The 14,398-nt window shown below is 64.4% G+C and carries 15 protein-coding genes and 1 tRNA gene; 14 read left to right on the top strand and 2 right to left on the bottom strand.

Annotated features, from left to right (window positions below):
• Positions 1 to 270: 270 nt before the first annotated feature.
• From BLT08_RS13895 to BLT08_RS13885, 3 genes are all read left to right on the top strand, one after another.
• The gene (locus BLT08_RS13895; RefSeq protein WP_090308464.1) at positions 271 to 1,452 is read left to right on the top strand and encodes a CBS domain-containing protein; all 1,182 of its coding nucleotides are present in this window, start codon (positions 271 to 273) and stop codon (positions 1,450 to 1,452) included.
• A 130-nt stretch (positions 1,453 to 1,582) separates the two neighbouring features.
• Positions 1,583 to 2,629, top strand: a complete 1,047-nt coding sequence (locus tag BLT08_RS13890; RefSeq protein ID WP_090308461.1) for an ABC transporter ATP-binding protein — start codon at positions 1,583 to 1,585, stop codon at positions 2,627 to 2,629.
• Positions 2,629 to 3,429, top strand: coding sequence for an ABC transporter permease (locus tag BLT08_RS13885; RefSeq protein WP_090308456.1), 801 nt, complete (start codon positions 2,629 to 2,631; stop codon positions 3,427 to 3,429). Before BLT08_RS13890 ends, BLT08_RS13885 begins: the two co-directional genes overlap by 1 nt.
• A gap of 22 nt (positions 3,430 to 3,451) precedes the next feature.
• On the opposite strand, the gene BLT08_RS13880 is transcribed toward BLT08_RS13885, so the two are convergent.
• Complete coding sequence (locus BLT08_RS13880; RefSeq protein ID WP_090308451.1) at positions 3,452 to 4,468, bottom strand: NADP-dependent oxidoreductase; 1,017 nt, start codon at positions 4,466 to 4,468, stop codon at positions 3,452 to 3,454.
• Positions 4,469 to 4,662: 194 nt separating this feature from the next.
• Here BLT08_RS13880 and BLT08_RS13875 point away from each other — a divergent pair, with 194 nt between their 5' ends.
• From BLT08_RS13875 to BLT08_RS13830, 10 genes are all read left to right on the top strand, one after another.
• Positions 4,663 to 5,358: a carbonic anhydrase gene (locus BLT08_RS13875; RefSeq protein ID WP_090308447.1), complete on the top strand. Its 696-nt coding sequence runs from the start codon at positions 4,663 to 4,665 to the stop codon at positions 5,356 to 5,358.
• A gap of 101 nt (positions 5,359 to 5,459) precedes the next feature.
• A complete protein-coding gene (locus tag BLT08_RS13870) occupies positions 5,460 to 5,678 on the top strand; it encodes a hypothetical protein (RefSeq protein ID WP_090308445.1) in 219 nt (72 codons plus the stop codon).
• A gap of 112 nt (positions 5,679 to 5,790) precedes the next feature.
• A complete protein-coding gene (locus tag BLT08_RS13865) occupies positions 5,791 to 5,985 on the top strand; it encodes a cold-shock protein (protein WP_005554588.1) in 195 nt (64 codons plus the stop codon).
• Positions 5,986 to 6,104: 119 nt separating this feature from the next.
• Positions 6,105 to 6,488: a cupin domain-containing protein gene (locus BLT08_RS13860; protein WP_090308441.1), complete on the top strand. Its 384-nt coding sequence runs from the start codon at positions 6,105 to 6,107 to the stop codon at positions 6,486 to 6,488.
• 89 nt (positions 6,489 to 6,577) lie between these two features.
• The gene (locus tag BLT08_RS13855; RefSeq protein ID WP_090308438.1) at positions 6,578 to 8,101 is read left to right on the top strand and encodes an NAD(P)H-dependent oxidoreductase; all 1,524 of its coding nucleotides are present in this window, start codon (positions 6,578 to 6,580) and stop codon (positions 8,099 to 8,101) included.
• A 132-nt stretch (positions 8,102 to 8,233) separates the two neighbouring features.
• Positions 8,234 to 9,355, top strand: coding sequence for an ABC transporter substrate-binding protein (locus tag BLT08_RS13850; protein WP_090308435.1), 1,122 nt, complete (start codon positions 8,234 to 8,236; stop codon positions 9,353 to 9,355).
• Between the two features lies 1 nt (position 9,356).
• A complete protein-coding gene (locus tag BLT08_RS13845; protein ID WP_090308432.1) occupies positions 9,357 to 9,644 on the top strand; it encodes a hypothetical protein in 288 nt (95 codons plus the stop codon).
• Positions 9,645 to 9,667: 23 nt separating this feature from the next.
• Positions 9,668 to 10,573 carry an ABC transporter ATP-binding protein gene (locus tag BLT08_RS13840; RefSeq protein WP_090308430.1) on the top strand — a complete coding sequence of 302 codons (906 nt, stop codon included), beginning with the start codon at positions 9,668 to 9,670 and terminating at the stop codon, positions 10,571 to 10,573.
• Between the two features lie 330 nt (positions 10,574 to 10,903).
• Positions 10,904 to 12,970 (top strand): DEAD/DEAH box helicase, encoded by a 2,067-nt coding sequence (locus BLT08_RS13835; RefSeq protein ID WP_090308427.1) that lies wholly within the window; start codon positions 10,904 to 10,906, stop codon positions 12,968 to 12,970.
• 169 nt (positions 12,971 to 13,139) lie between these two features.
• Entirely contained in the window at positions 13,140 to 13,838 is a 699-nt protein-coding gene (locus BLT08_RS13830; RefSeq protein WP_090308424.1) for a DUF7504 family protein, read from the top strand.
• Between the two features lie 48 nt (positions 13,839 to 13,886).
• Here the strand turns inward: BLT08_RS13830 and BLT08_RS13825 are convergent, their stop codons facing one another.
• Entirely contained in the window at positions 13,887 to 14,141 is a 255-nt protein-coding gene (locus tag BLT08_RS13825) for a pro-sigmaK processing inhibitor BofA family protein (RefSeq protein WP_090308422.1), read from the bottom strand.
• Between the two features lie 85 nt (positions 14,142 to 14,226).
• Here BLT08_RS13825 and BLT08_RS13820 point away from each other — a divergent pair.
• A tRNA-Pro gene (locus tag BLT08_RS13820) sits at positions 14,227 to 14,299 on the top strand.
• Positions 14,300 to 14,398 lie beyond the last annotated feature (99 nt).

The following is a 14,398-nucleotide window of genomic DNA, read 5'->3' as shown; positions in this document are numbered from 1 at the left end:
AAATAAAATAGATGATCGTTATAATCTGGGCAAGCGATCCTGTATAAGGAGTATTAACATTCCCAGTCCGTGACGGCCGTCAACTGGGTGAACGGGACTCGAGTAGAGCCGTCGGGCGAACTGTTCCGGCCTCGCCATCGCTTACAGGCGAGTATTTGAGTGACTCGAGTCGTGGACGAGAGGTACAAGGTCCGCAGATCCTCGTCAGCGCGAGCGGCGAAACGTCGCGATGGCGGCGTTTTTAAGGCGCCTCCGCCGATAGTGTGATACATGATGAAGAGTTTCCGGATCGGCTCCCTGTTCGGGATTCCGATCAAGTTGGATCTCACGTTCTTACTGGTGTTGCCGCTGTTCGCGTATCTCATCGGCGTCCAGATCGAACCCGTCGTCGATATCCTCAACACGTCCATGGGCGCGGGGATCGACGTCGATGCGCTCACTACCGAGTGGTGGCTGCCCTACCTCGTCGGACTGATCGCCGCGATCGGCCTGTTCGTCGGCGTCGTCCTCCACGAACTCGGCCACTCGCTGACCGCCCAGCGCTACGGATTCCCGATCGACTCGATCACGCTCTGGCTGCTCGGCGGCATCGCCGCGCTCTCGGAGATGCCCGAAGACTGGCGACAGGAGCTGAACATCGCCATCGCCGGCCCAATCGTCTCAATACTCGTCGGTATCGGCTCCTACGGCCTCTTTCTCCTCACGCCGGAGAGCTTCGACGGCGCGCGGTTCGTCCTCGGCTACCTCGCGGTGTTGAACATCGTCCTCGCCGGGTTCAACATGATCCCCGCGTTCCCGATGGACGGCGGTCGCGTCCTCCGGGCGCTGCTCGCCCGCAACACGCCCTACGCGAAGGCGACCCAGCAGGCCGCCAGCGTCGGTAAACTGTTCGCGATCCTGATGGGGCTGTTCGGGCTCCTTCAGTTCAACATCATCTTCATCGCACTGGCCTTTTTCATCTACATCGCCGCCTCGAGCGAGGCCCAGCAGGTGACGATGAAAGCCGCCTTCCAGGACGTCACCGTCGGCGATATCATGACGCCCGCGAAGGATCTTCACACCGTCGGCCCCGAGACGTCGGTCGCGGCGCTGATCCAGCGGATGTTCACTGAGCGTCACACCGGCTATCCGGTGATCGACCGCAGCGGCTTCGAGGGCGAGCGACTCGTCGGTCTCGTCACACTGAGCGACGCCCGCGAAATCGACCCCGTCGAGCGCGACGCGTTCACCGTCGAGGAGGTGATGACGACCGACCTGAAGACGATTTCGCCCGAGTCGGACGCGATGACGGCGATCGAACGAATGCGCGAACACAACATCGGTCGCCTGCTCGTCGTCGACGACGGCGATCTCATCGGCCTCATCTCGCGTTCGGACGTGATGACCGCCTTCGATATCGTCCAGAAGAGCGGTTCGGTGAGCCCGAACCGGCAGCCACGAACCGCGGATTGAGCGACGGTCTGCCGACTGAACGACTGACTGACGACGTAATCGAGCGGTGAAGCGGCAAAACCCGCCGTTTCGGCCGTCTCGAGCGCCGCTATCAACATTCTTAACCGCGACCGGGGCCGACTCCCCGGCGATGCCACCGGCCATCGAGACGACGGACCTCGTGAAGGAGTACGGCGACTTACGCGCCCTACAGGAGTTGTCGCTCACCGTCGAGGAGGGCGAGTTCTTCGGCCTGCTCGGCCCCAACGGCGCGGGCAAGACGACGTTCATCAACACGCTGGTCGGCCTGGTCCGCAAGACCGGCGGCGACGCGCGCGTCTTCGGCCACGACGTCGAAGACGACTACCGGCAGGCCCGCGACGCGATCGGGCTGGCGCCCCAGGAGTTCAACGTCGATCGCTTCTTCCCCATTCGGGAAGTCCTCGAGCACAAGGCCGGCTACCACGGCGTCCCCGAGGACGAGGCCGCCGAACGCGCCGACGAGGTGCTGAAGCGAGTCGGGATCTACGACAAGCGCAACGAGCGCTTCGATTGGCTCTCCGGTGGGATGAAACGCCGGCTCCTGCTCGCCCGCGCGCTCGTCACCGATCCCGATCTGCTGATTCTGGACGAGCCGACGGCGGGCGTCGACGTCCAGTTACGCCACGACCTCTGGGACCTCGTCACCGAACTCAACGAGGAAGGGACGACGATCCTCTTGACCACGCACTACATCGAGGAGGCCGAGCGCCTCTGTGACCGCGTCGCGATCATGAACGAGGGCCGGAAGGTGACCGTCGCGACGCCGGACGACCTGAAGACCCGCGGCACCGACACGATCTCCGTTCGTCTCGAGTCCCAAATTTCCGCGGGCGCGACGGCCGACCTCGAGACGGATCTCGGCGCGTACGCACACGAGGTGACAACGTCGGCGGCCGGCGAGAGCCTCGAGGTGCGCGTCGACGACGGCGGTTCGACCGCGCCGCAGTTGCTCAACGATCTCGAGGCGATGGGCTACGAGATCGTCGACCTCGAGATTTCACGGACATCGCTCGAGGAGATTTTCGTCGATCTGACGCGGAGCGAGGATCGAACGGTGACCCGCTCCAGTGCGTCGTCCGCGGACGATGGCGCAGAGGAGAACGGCGAGAAGAAACGCGATGTCGAACGCGAGCGCGAACAGGAGGGGGTCGCCTGATGCTGTCGGTCGGCTTCCGGGCGCTCTTCCGGCGCGAACTGCTGCGGTTCATCCGGCGACCGAAGAACACGTTCATGCCGCCGGCGATCACGAACGTGCTCTACTTCGCCGTCTTCGGGCTCATCCTGGGCGGACGGATCGACGAGCCGGTGGAGGGGATCGGCTACATCCTCTTTCTCGTCCCCGGACTCGTCGTCCTCGGCACGATCTCCAACGCCTTCGAGAACGCCTCGTTCTCGATCTTCCACGGCCGGTGGAACGAGTACATCCACGAGACGCTCACCTCGCCGCTGTCCTACGCGGAGATGGTCGTCGCCTACGTCGGCGCGAGCGCCGTCCGCGGACTGATCGTCGGCGTGATCATCGCCGTTATCGGCCGGCTGTTCGTCCCGATATCGATCGAACACGGCCTGTTTCTCGTCGCCACGATGATCGTCATCGCATCGCTGTTCGCCGGTTTCGGCATCATCGGCGGGCTCGTGGCACGAGACTTCGACGATCTCACCGTCATGAACCAGTTCATCCTGCGGCCGCTGGTCTTCTTCGGAGCGGTCTTTTACTCCCTCGAGATGTTCGACCAGGCCTGGCAGGTGCAGGTCTCCCTGCTGAATCCGATGGTGTACATGGTCGACAGCGTCCGGTACGGTCTGCTGGGTCACTCCGATATGATCTCGGTTGCGCCGACGGCCTACGCCGAGTTCGCGCCGTATGTGTCACTCGGCATCCTGACACTGCTTACCGTCGTCGTTATCGCGGTCGACGTCTACCTGTTCAAAGTCGGCTACGGACTGACGGACTGAGAGAAAAAGCCGTCTTCGTGTCCTATTCGTCTCGATCTGCGACTTTAACCACCTGCTTCCCGATGTTTTCGCCCTCGAACAGTCCGAGGAACGCGTCCGGCGCGTTCTCGAAGCCTTCGACGACGTTCTCGCGGTACTGGATATCGCCGCTCTGGACGAACTGCGAGAGACGCTGGAGCGCCTCACCCCAGCGCGGCTGGTAGTCGCTGACGAGCAGGCCTTCGACTTTCGCGCGGGTCTCGATGAGTTTGGCGAGCTTTCGCGGGCCGGTCGGCACCTGAGTCTCGTTGTAGAGCGCGATCTGGCCGCAGACCGCGACGCGGGCGTCGACGTTTAGCCGGGGCCAGACGGCGTCCGTGATGGGGCCGCCGACGTTGTCGAAGTAGACGTCGACGCCGTTCGGACAGGTCTCGTCGACCGCGCCGGAGAGGTCGTCGGTCTCCTTGTAGTTGATCGCGGCGTCGAAGCCGAGCTCCTCGGTGAGCCAGTCGACTTTCGCCTCGCTGCCGGCGGTGCCGACTACGCGTGCGCCCGAGAGTTTCGCGAGTTGACCGACGACTGAGCCGACCGCGCCGGCGGCGGCGGAGACGACGACCGTGTCGCCGGGGTTGGGGTCGGCGACGTCGGTGGTTCCCCAGTAGGCCGTCACGCCGGGCATCCCGAGCACGCCGAGGGCCGTCGAGATCGGGCCGTGATCCGGGTTCACTCGCTGGAGTTCGCCCGCGTCCGCCGCGATGTGTTCCGCCCACAGGAGATCGCCGGTGACGAAATCGCCCGACTCGAACCGGCTGCTGTTGGACTCGAGCACTTCGCCGACGACGCTGGCCTGCATCGGATCGCCGACGTCCCACGGTTCGGCGTAGGACTCTGCATCGCGCATCCGCCCGCGCATGTACGGGTCGACGGACTGATAGAGCGTCTTGATCAGCACCTCGTTCGGGCCGGGTTCGGGACGATCGACGGTGACGAGTTCGAAGTTGTCGTGGGTCGGTTCGCCGACCGGACGGCTCGCGAGCTGCCACTGTCTGGTTTCTGCCATACCCCCATTGGGTGGGGACGGTAGGTTAATATTGGTGTCCCGGAACCGGCTGAGAGTTTCGTTCGTTAGCGTCGGACTCGAGTCCGCGACCCGGATCGGAACCAAACCGTAATCGGGGGCCGACCGCCGTTCGGAGCCTCGCAAATCCCGACCCGAAGGGAAACGTTTTGGCGGTTATCCGACAACGTTCTCGTATGGACCACGGCGTTCTCAACGAGTTGCTGGCCGGAAACGAGCGTCACGTCGACGGACTTCCCGAGGCCTACTTCGACGCGGTGCAGACGGGACAACACCCCGACGTCGTCACCGTCTGCTGTTCTGACTCGCGAGTCCCACAGGAACGGATGTGGGGCGTCGACGATCCGGGGACGGTGTTCACCCCGAGCAACATCGGCAACCAGGTCTGGGACGAGGACGACGGCGAGCAAATCGTCGACGGCGGCCTGCTGTACCCCATCCACCACGCCGACACCGACGTCGCCGCCGTCGTCGGCCACACCGGCTGCGGAGCCGTCACCGCCGCGTATCAGGCCGCAACCGGCGGCAGCATGCCCGGTCCGCGCGGCGTCGACAAGTGGGTCGGACAGCTCGTCCCCGTCGTCGAGGAGGCCCTCGAGAGCGACCTGATCGACGCCGATGCCGACGAGGAGACCGTGATTAACCAACTCGTCGAGTACAACGTCGACCATCAGGCGACGTTCCTCCGCGAGTCAGACGACGTTCCGGACGAGATCGACGTCTACGGCTTCGTCTACGACTTCCAGGGGATCTACGGCGACGAACACGGACGTGCGTATCTGGTCAACGTCAACGGCGAGACGAACCCTGAAGCGATCGCCGAGGAAATTCCGCCGGAGTACGTGGAAGCGACGCGCAGTCTGCTCTACTGAGGGCGACCACGCCCGCCAAATATCGAGTTTTGTCGCGTCGAGCCGGACTCGAGCGGCCCGCTGCCGGTAGCGTTTTGCCGGCTGCGATGAAACGTCACCCTATGCGGGAGTACCTCGAGTCGGACACCGGCTTTTACTACGCCGTCGGCGTCTTTACGATTCTCGTCTTCATCCTGGCGCTGGCAGTGCTCGCGATGGTCACCCCGGGCGGTATCGGCGCGACCGAACTCGGCGGGCTCGTCGTCGGCTTTTTCCTGTTCATGCTGGTGTTTTTCGTCTCCGTGACGGTCCACCGACTCGAGGGGCGAAACGAACTCTAACGAAACGGCGGGGATTGGACGGGAGACCCTCCAATGCCCGTTATCGGACCGGAACGGCGAGATGAATCGAGTCGCAGGCTTTATGCGTATCGGGGCACTCTCTTTAGAAGCAATGGCGAAAGGAACCGTTGATTTCTTCAACGACACTGGCGGCTACGGATTCATCGAGACTGAGGACGCGGACGACGACGTGTTCTTCCACATGGAAGACATCGGCGGCCCGGACCTTGAGGAAGGACAGGAGCTCGAGTTCGACATCGAGCAGGCCCCCAAGGGCCCGCGCGCGACGAACGTCGAGCGCCTGTAAATCGGAATTCGCGGAGGTATCGGCACTTCAGAACTGTATTTTACACCGACGAGCGACGGCGCTCTCCGGCGATAGCGAACCCGGTGAACGTTTAGTGGCTTCAGCGCCCACTGACTGGTATGACCGAATCGACAACCGACCCCGAGCCGACGATCCGCCGACGTGACGAGATCGAGTACGAACCCGTCAGCGCCGCCGACGGTCTCGAGAAGGGCGTCCTTATCAGCGACGACCACGGCGCGCCCAACTTCGCGATCCGACGGTTCGTCCTCGAGGCCGGCGCAGAGGTGCCCGAACACACGAACGAAGTCGAACACGAGCAGTACGTCCTCGAAGGCGAGTACACGGTGGGCATCGGAGAGGAAGAATACGAGGTCAGCGCGGGCGATTCGCTGCTCATTCCCGGCGGGACCGTCCACTGGTACCGAAACGAGGGCGACGAGCGGGGCGCGTTTATCTGTGCCGTGCCGAACGGCGACGACGCGATCGAACTGGTCGAGTGAGCGACGGCGACTCGACGACGGATACGGTTTCACTGGCAGCAGCCGCGAATCAACTATATCCCTCGGATCGTTGAATCGCCGGCAACGCAGTGAACGTCCTCTGTATTCTGGGCCATCCCCGGACCGAGAGCTTCTGTGGCGCGCTGGCGGACGCCTATCGCGAGGGGGCCGAAGAGGCCGGCGTCGACGTCCGCGAACTCGCTGTCGCCGACCTCGAGTTCGACCCCGACGTCCACGCCGAGAGCCCGACCGACCAGCACCTCGAAGACGACCTTCGGGCGGCCCAACGACTGATCGGGTGGGCGGACCACCTCGCCTTCGTCTACCCGAACTGGTGGGGGACGATGCCCGCGCGGCTCAAGGGCTTTTTCGACCGCGTCTTCGAACCCGGCTTCGCGTTCGCGGAGTACGACGAGGGCGAGGGTGCGGGCCACGCCGAGTTGCTCGACGACAAGACGGCCGAGTTGATCGTCACGATGGATATGCCTCCGTGGGTCTACACGTATATCTACCGTCAGCCGGGGACCAACGCCGTCAAACGCGCCACGCTGGGCTACGCCGGCGTGCGGACCACGCGGGTGACGGAACTGGGTCCGATCGAGTCCTCGACGCTCGAGGAACGGGAAGGCTGGCTCGAACAGGCCAGAGAGCGGGGACGAACGCTGGTAACGGGCCCGGAGTCCCGAACGGCGCGAACGACGCGCAAAGCCAAGACCTGGCTGGGCGCGCTCCGTCTCCAGTTCTACCCGATGGCGTGGCTCGCCTACACGATCGGTGCGCTGGCCGCGGTCGGCTCGAGCGACGTCTTCAGTTCGACCGCGTACTGGCTGGGGTTGGGCTTTCTGTGCTTCCTCGAGGCGGCGACGGTGTTGAGTAACGAGCACTACGACTACGAGACCGACCGGCAGAACGCGTTCGCCGGGCCGTTCACGGGCGGGTCGCAGGTGCTGGTCGACGACGCGCTATCGGTTCGCGAGCTTCGGACTGGGATCGGCGTAACGCTCGTACTCGCGGCGGTGTTCGGTGCTGCCACGGTGGCGGCCAGCGCCGGCTCGACGGCCGCGACGGCGAGCGCGGTGGCCGCGCTCGCGGTGCTGGCGCTCGGTTACACCGCCCCGCCGCTGGAACTGTCGTATCGAACGCTCGGCGAGGTGACCGTCGCCTGGACCCACAGTATCGGCGTGCTGCTGATCGGGTTCCTCGTCCTCGGCGGCACGTGGCGAGAGCCGGAGCCGTGGCTGCTCGGCGTCCCGTTCCTGGTAGCCGTTCTCCCCTCGATCACGCTCGCGGGGGTACCCGACTACGCGGCCGATCGAGCCGCAGGCAAGCGAACGATCGCCGTCCGGTTCGGGATCGGCGGCGCCGGCGCGGTCGCGATGGGAACGTCACTACTGGCCGCGCTGACCGCAGTCGGCTGGCACCTCCTGGGACTGGTTCCCGACGCGTACGGGCCGGCGATCGTCCTCTCCGTCCCCCACGCGCTGGGGATATGCTGGCTGATTCGCGGGCGACTGGACGAGGCGGCGGGCGCCCAGCGCATCGACGTGCTGATGGCCGTCTCGCTGGGCTACATCGCGTGGTTCGCCGTCGTTCCGCTGTACGGGTTGCTGTAGATTTCACGGACCGTTCGGTTCGACCAATCCAGGTTCCGGCCGTCTCGAGACCGTTCGATCGCGATAGTCGCCCCTTGATTTAGGTAGCCCTAAAACGATGGGCTTTTCAACAATTAGGTGAGCCTAAAATGTATGGAACCGACAGCAACTCGACGAACCGTTCTCGCGACGGGAACGGCGACGGTCGGACTACTCGCTGGCTGCGTTAGCGGAACTGGGGACGATAATGAAGGTGGCGACGATTCCGACGACGGATCGACCGCCGTGACGATGGAGCCGGTCGGTACCGTCGAGTTCGATTCGGTCCCGGAAACCTGGCTCGCCTACGAGAGCGACTACGCCGACATGGGCGTCGCACTCGGCGTCGGTGACGGGCTGCAAGCCGTGGGCGAACCGTACCGGTTCCACACTCACTACTACGACGAACTCGACATCCCCTACCCCGCGGAGCCGACGCCGCTGTGGAACGACGGCGTCGACAAGGAACTGTTCTACGAACTCGACGTCGACGTCCACCTGGTCGACCCGAACTGGCTCGAACACAACGCCGCGTTCGGACTCGACGCCGACGACGTAAGCGAGATCGAGGAATACGTCGCCCCGTTCGTCGGGAACACGATCTTCAGACGGACCGACGAGTGGCACGACTACGAGTACTACACGCTGTACGAGGCCTTCGAGAAAGTCGCACAGGTGTTCGGCCGCGAGGATCGCTACGAGGCGTTTTCGACGGTGCACGACGAACTGCTCGCGGAAATCGATGCCTCGCTGCCGGACGAGGACGACCGACCCGACGGCCTGTTGGTCTTCGAGGGGTCGAACGAACCCGAGGAGTTCTCTCCCTATCGCATCAGCGACGAGGGTGCCGGCAACAAACACTATCGCGACCTCGAGATCGGCGACGCGCTCGAGGGAACCGGCATCGGCGGCCTGAGCACGAGCGACCGGGGCACGATCGACTACGAGGCGATTCTCGACGTCGATCCGGACGCGATCTTCCTGCGCGGCCACGAGGACAAAAGCCGCGAAGAGTTCGAAGAGACCGTCCTCGAGTATATGGCGGATCACAGCGTCGCGAGCGACCTCACCGCCGTCGAAAACGAACAGGTCTTCCGCGGCGGTCCGATCTACCAGGGACCGATCTACAACCTGTTCGTCACCGAACGGACCGCACTCGAGTGCTACCCCGATCAGTTCGATGGGGAACTCTTCGACCGCGACCGAGTCGCCGAGATCGTCCGGGACGGGGAGTGAGATGAGCGGGGACGTCCCGTCGTCGAACGAGAGCCGCGGGTACGGTGGCGGCGCGATCGGCATCAGCGGCTTCGTCGGCCTCGTCGTCCCCCACGTGGTCCAGCACGATCGTCGGCAGCGACTATCAGCGGCTGACGATCGGCTGCAGCTTCGTCAGTTCCGCGCTGTTGGCGTCGGCCGACGTCGGCGCCCGACCCGGTATGCTGGTCCTGTTCGACAGCCCGAACCGGCTTCCGTCGGCATCTCGACGGTGCTGATCGGAGGCTCGTACTGCCGCGATCTGCTGTGAAAACGCGACCAACTCGGTGACCTATGAGCAACGAACACTCCCTCGAATCCCCGTCCGAAACGCGATCCGACAGCGAGACAGCCGAAACCGATCTCGAGCGCCGGCCACCGCCGACCGACGCCGACGCAGACGCGGACGGCTCGAGCCGACTCGTCGGCGAAGAGCTCGCCATCGGCTACCCCTCGACCGAGGAGCCGGTCGTCGAGGTCGACCGACTCGACCTTCCTGCGGGCGAGGTGACGGCCCTGGTCGGTCCGAACGGCAGCGGAAAGTCGACGCTGCTGAAGGCGCTGGCCCGCCAGCACGCCCCCGACGACGGCGTCGTCCTCCTCGACGGCGACGACATCGACGGCTTCGACTCCAAGGCCTTCGCCCGCCGCGTGGGCTTGCTCTCCCAGGAGCACGAGTCCCCGGGCAGTATGAGCGCCGAAGAGCTGATCTACTACGGGCGGTACCCCCACAGAGGCTTCTTCGATACCGTCGGCGCGGACGACGAGGCGGCCGTCGAACGGGCGATCGACCTCGCGGGCGTCGACCACCTGCGCGACGAGAACGTCGGTACCCTGAGCGGCGGCCAGAAACAACTCGTCTGGATCGCGATGGTGCTCGCCCAGGAGACCGACGTCCTCCTGCTCGACGAGCCGACGACCTACCTCGATCTCCACCACCAGCTTCGGGTGATGCAGGTCGTTCGAACGATCAACGAGGAACGCGGCGTCACGGTCGGCGTCGTCCTCCACGACATCTCCCAGGCCGCCCGCTACGCCGACAACCTCGTCGCGCTCCGGGACGGCTCCGTCTACGACTGGGGCCCGCCGGACGAGGTCGTCACCGACGAACTACTCGAGGAAGTGTTCGGCGTCGTCGCCACCGTCGGCTACGGCGAGGAAGGGCCGACGATCATGCCCCACCATCCCGTCGGGGAGTGAACCGCAGCCGGTCGTCCAGCCGCTCTCGTCCAACAGCCCTCACAGCCGCCAAACGGCTGTCGGAGGGCGGCCGGCACGTCGCCGGCCGCGCGGAGACGCGGAGTCGGGGAGGCGCGGACGCGGTCGCGTGCGGAACTGGTGTCTCGTCTCGAGCAGTGACGTCTTCTCCCGAGTAGTGAAGTCTCGTACAAGTGAAGTGAGCCGCAGATCGAGCGGATCGAAGCGTCTCTCGGCGGAGTACCAGTGATTCGAGACAGTGCGTTGTGACTCGTTATCAGGCGACACAGAAAGTCCGAATCGCTCAAGTACGCCACGCGACTATCTGTTGTCGTGTCGAAGCAGGTCCAGGAGGTCGAGACGATCTTTTGTCACGAGATCGGCAACGACTATCTCGTCGTCGTCGAACGTGACGGACAGCGGCTGTTCCGGGCGAAACTCGGGCTGTCCGAAACCTCGGCCGGCCCCCGCCCCGCGAAGTTCCGACTGAAAGACGGCTCGAGCGAGGAGCCCCGCCAGCCCGACGAGTTCGTCGAACTCGCCCGCCGAGCGAAGCGGATCCGTATTTCGGAACAGACCTCGCGGACGGGTCGTCAGGAGCTCACCGAGATGTTCGGCGGCTACCAGCTCGAGGACAAGACCAAGACCGTCCGTACCTGTCGGTACTGCGCCTCCGCGGGCCGCTACTCGCCGATCACGACGGACACTGCGATCAAGGACGACAACGACTGGATCTGCAAGGACTGCGCACGGCAGCAACTCGAACGCCAGCTGAGCTACGCCGGCGGCGGCGAGGTGACGGGGGCGGCGAAAGACCGCCTCGAGGACCTCATGATGGAGGTTCAGGACTTAGAACGGATCGTCAACCTGCTGAAGGGGCAACTCGACCCCGATCTGACGAAGTTCGATACCATCTCGGCGACGACCGACGAGGTCGACCCCGTCCGGGTGGACTCGATGAATCTGCATCCCGGCGTCCAGAACCTGCTCGAGGACCGGTTCGAGACGCTGTTGCCCGTCCAGAGCCTCGCGGTGGATCACGGGCTGCTCGACGGTGACGATCAGATGGTGGTTTCGGCGACGGCGACCGGAAAGACGCTCGTCGGCGAGATGACCGGGATCGACCGCGTGCTCGAGGGGAAGGGGAAGATGCTGTTTCTCGTCCCGCTCGTGGCACTCGCGAACCAGAAGTACGAGGACTTTCAGGACGAGTACGGCCACCTTGTCGACGTCTCGATTCGCGTGGGCGCGAGTCGGATTTCGGACAACGGCAACCAGTTCGATCCCAACGCCGACGTCATCGTCGGCACCTACGAGGGGATCGACCACGCGCTGCGGACGGGCAAGGAGATGGGCGACATCGGGACCGTCGTCATCGACGAGGTGCACACGCTCAAAGAGGAAGAACGGGGCCACCGACTGGACGGGCTCATCTCGCGGTTGAAGTACACCTGCGAGCAGCGGGCGAAACGCCGCGAGGAGTACGAGGGTGCACAGTGGGTCTACCTCTCCGCGACCGTCGGCAACCCCGAGCAGTTGGCGACGGCGCTCGAGGCGAAACTCATCGAGTTCGAGGAGCGGCCGGTCCCGATCGAGCGCCACGTCACGTTCGCCGACGGCCAGGAGAAGGTCCGCATCGAGAACAAACTCGTCAAGCGCGCGTTCGATACCGAGTCCTCGAAGGGGTATCGCGGGCAGACGATCATCTTCACGAACTCCCGGCGACGGTGTCACGAGATCTCGCGAAAGCTGGACTACTCCGCCGCGCCGTACCACGCGGGGCTGGACTACCGGAAGCGGAAACAAGTCGAACGCCAGTTCGGCGAACAGGAGTTGTCCGCGGTCGTCACGACGGCTGCGCTGGCCGCGGGGGTCGACTTCCCGGCCTCGCAGGTCATCTTCGACTCGCTGGCGATGGGGATCGAGTGGCTCTCGGTCCAGGAGTTCCACCAGATGCTCGGCCGCGCGGGTCGGCCGGATTATCACGACAAGGGGACGGTGTACGTCCTCGTCGAACCCGACTGCGCCTACCACAACTCGATGGAGATGAGCGAGGACGAGGTCGCGTTCAAGTTGTTGAAGGGGGACATGGAGTCGGTGATGACCCACTACGACGAGGGCGCAGCCGTCGAGGAGACGCTCGCGAACATCACGGTCGGCGGGAAAGCCGCAAAGGCGCTCAACGACCGCATGATCGGGGATATCCCGACGAAACACGCCATCGGAAAGCTCCTGCAGTACGACTTCATCGACGGCTTCGAACCCACGCCGCTGGGCCGCGTCATCACGAGACACTTCCTCGACCCCGGCGACGCGTTCGCGCTGCTCGACGGCATTCGGAAGGACGCCCACCCCTACGAACTCGTCGCCGACCTCGAGCTTCGCGACGACGATCTGTAAGCGGCCTCGAGTCTACCACTGAGACAATTCGGTTCGTCCAATCACGCCCGAGAGTCACACCCACGCGACGCCGGCCGGAACCCTTTTGAGGAACGTATCAGCGGCCGGAACGGTAAAGAACGAGAGTGCCAATGCAGCTATCAGCACGGGGATCACCCCGACGAAATCAATGGAGCCCGAACCACCCGCCGAGATCGAACCGCCGGCCAACGTCTTACTCGTACACGCGACCCGCGGCGAGTCCGACGCCTGCGCCGCACTCCGTCACGAGCACGACCCCACGGCCGAACTCAGCGTGACGTTCGGCGACGACCAGCCGACGGAGCCGAACGCTGACGATGTGGACGGAACGGTCGGACTGCTTCGGGTCGGCGACCTGTTACACAGCACCGGCGACGTGGATCCCGACTTCACCGACACCGTCGTCGTCGACTCCGTCTGCGATCCGACCGATCTCGGAGAGATCGGCGTCGCGATCAGTCGATTCTGTAAACACTGGGAGGAGTCGGACGAGCGGATCACGGTCTGTTTCGACTCGCTCGACGCGCTCCTGTGCAGTTCCGCTCCCAAGCGGGTGTTTCAGTTTACGCACGTGCTCACAACCCGACTCGCGAGCGTCGACGCTTCCGCGCACTTTCACTTCGATCCGACGCGTCACGAGGATCGCGTCGTCTCCACGTTCGGAACGATCTTCGATGCCGTCGTCGCCGACGAGGACGCCGAAGACTCGCTCCCGGAGGCGACCGACGAGGAGGTCGCGGACCTGCTCGCGGAGTGGAACGACGGCGCGGCAGGGACGATCGAGTTCGAGCCGACGCCGACGGCCGAGGCGACGGACGAAGACATCGCTCGAATTCTGGAGAAGTGACGACGCGACAGGACCGACGGAGAGTCGCTGACGCGTGGGAGTCTCGTTTTAGGGAACGAACGCGACGCCGAACAGTGCGAGTACGATCACGGCGATCGCACCGAGGACCCCACCCAGGGCGACGATCAGGAGGACGACCGGTGTCACGGCGATGGGGAGCGCGAACACTGCGTTAGCGAGGAACAAGACGAGCAAGCCGACGACCGCGTTGACGATGAACGGGCTGATCGCACGAACGATCGTCGCGGCGAGGAGTACACCCACGAGAACGAGGACGAGGAGGAGGATTTCGAGACCAGTCATGTGCTCGGCGGTATCACCTCGACCGGTAAAACCGTTCGGTGCGTAACGAAACCCTTTATGCAGTGCACCAGTAAGAGGGAGGTACGGGATCGTGGGTTAGCTTGGTATACTTCGGGCCTTGGGTGCCCGTGACCCCGGTTCAAATCCGGGCGATCCCATACTTCCTGCTGCGAGCAAACTCGCGAGCAGCAGGAATCTGAAAGAGCGCGGTTTGAACCTCGGAAGTCGCAGCGCTCGAGTGGAACGAGAGCGAGCGT

It is taken from the genome of Natronorubrum texcoconense (assembly GCF_900100335.1).
GTDB lineage: Archaea > Halobacteriota > Halobacteria > Halobacteriales > Natrialbaceae > Natronorubrum > Natronorubrum texcoconense.
The sequence above is the reverse complement of the archived record's forward strand: the minus strand, read 5'-3'. Positions and strand labels throughout refer to the sequence as shown.

Excerpts from the sequence above, each read along its gene's own strand:
- BLT08_RS13845 (WP_090308432.1), top strand. The coding sequence starts at position 9,357 with ATGAGCGGGGACGTCCCGTCGTCGAACGAGAGCCGCGGGTACGGTGGC.
- BLT08_RS13850 (WP_090308435.1), top strand. The coding sequence starts at position 8,234 with ATGGAACCGACAGCAACTCGACGAACCGTTCTCGCGACGGGAACGGCG.
- BLT08_RS13885 (WP_090308456.1), top strand. The coding sequence starts at position 2,629 with ATGCTGTCGGTCGGCTTCCGGGCGCTCTTCCGGCGCGAACTGCTGCGG.
- BLT08_RS13840 (WP_090308430.1), top strand. The coding sequence starts at position 9,668 with ATGAGCAACGAACACTCCCTCGAATCCCCGTCCGAAACGCGATCCGAC.
- BLT08_RS13870 (WP_090308445.1), top strand. The coding sequence starts at position 5,460 with ATGCGGGAGTACCTCGAGTCGGACACCGGCTTTTACTACGCCGTCGGC.
- BLT08_RS13890 (WP_090308461.1), top strand. The coding sequence starts at position 1,583 with ATGCCACCGGCCATCGAGACGACGGACCTCGTGAAGGAGTACGGCGAC.
- BLT08_RS13880 (WP_090308451.1), bottom strand. The coding sequence starts at position 4,468 with ATGGCAGAAACCAGACAGTGGCAGCTCGCGAGCCGTCCGGTCGGCGAA.
- BLT08_RS13895 (WP_090308464.1), top strand. The coding sequence starts at position 271 with ATGATGAAGAGTTTCCGGATCGGCTCCCTGTTCGGGATTCCGATCAAG.
- BLT08_RS13865 (WP_005554588.1), top strand. The coding sequence starts at position 5,791 with ATGGCGAAAGGAACCGTTGATTTCTTCAACGACACTGGCGGCTACGGA.
- BLT08_RS13860 (WP_090308441.1), top strand. The coding sequence starts at position 6,105 with ATGACCGAATCGACAACCGACCCCGAGCCGACGATCCGCCGACGTGAC.
- BLT08_RS13830 (WP_090308424.1), top strand. The coding sequence starts at position 13,140 with ATGGAGCCCGAACCACCCGCCGAGATCGAACCGCCGGCCAACGTCTTA.
- BLT08_RS13875 (WP_090308447.1), top strand. The coding sequence starts at position 4,663 with ATGGACCACGGCGTTCTCAACGAGTTGCTGGCCGGAAACGAGCGTCAC.
- BLT08_RS13825 (WP_090308422.1), bottom strand. The coding sequence starts at position 14,141 with ATGACTGGTCTCGAAATCCTCCTCCTCGTCCTCGTTCTCGTGGGTGTA.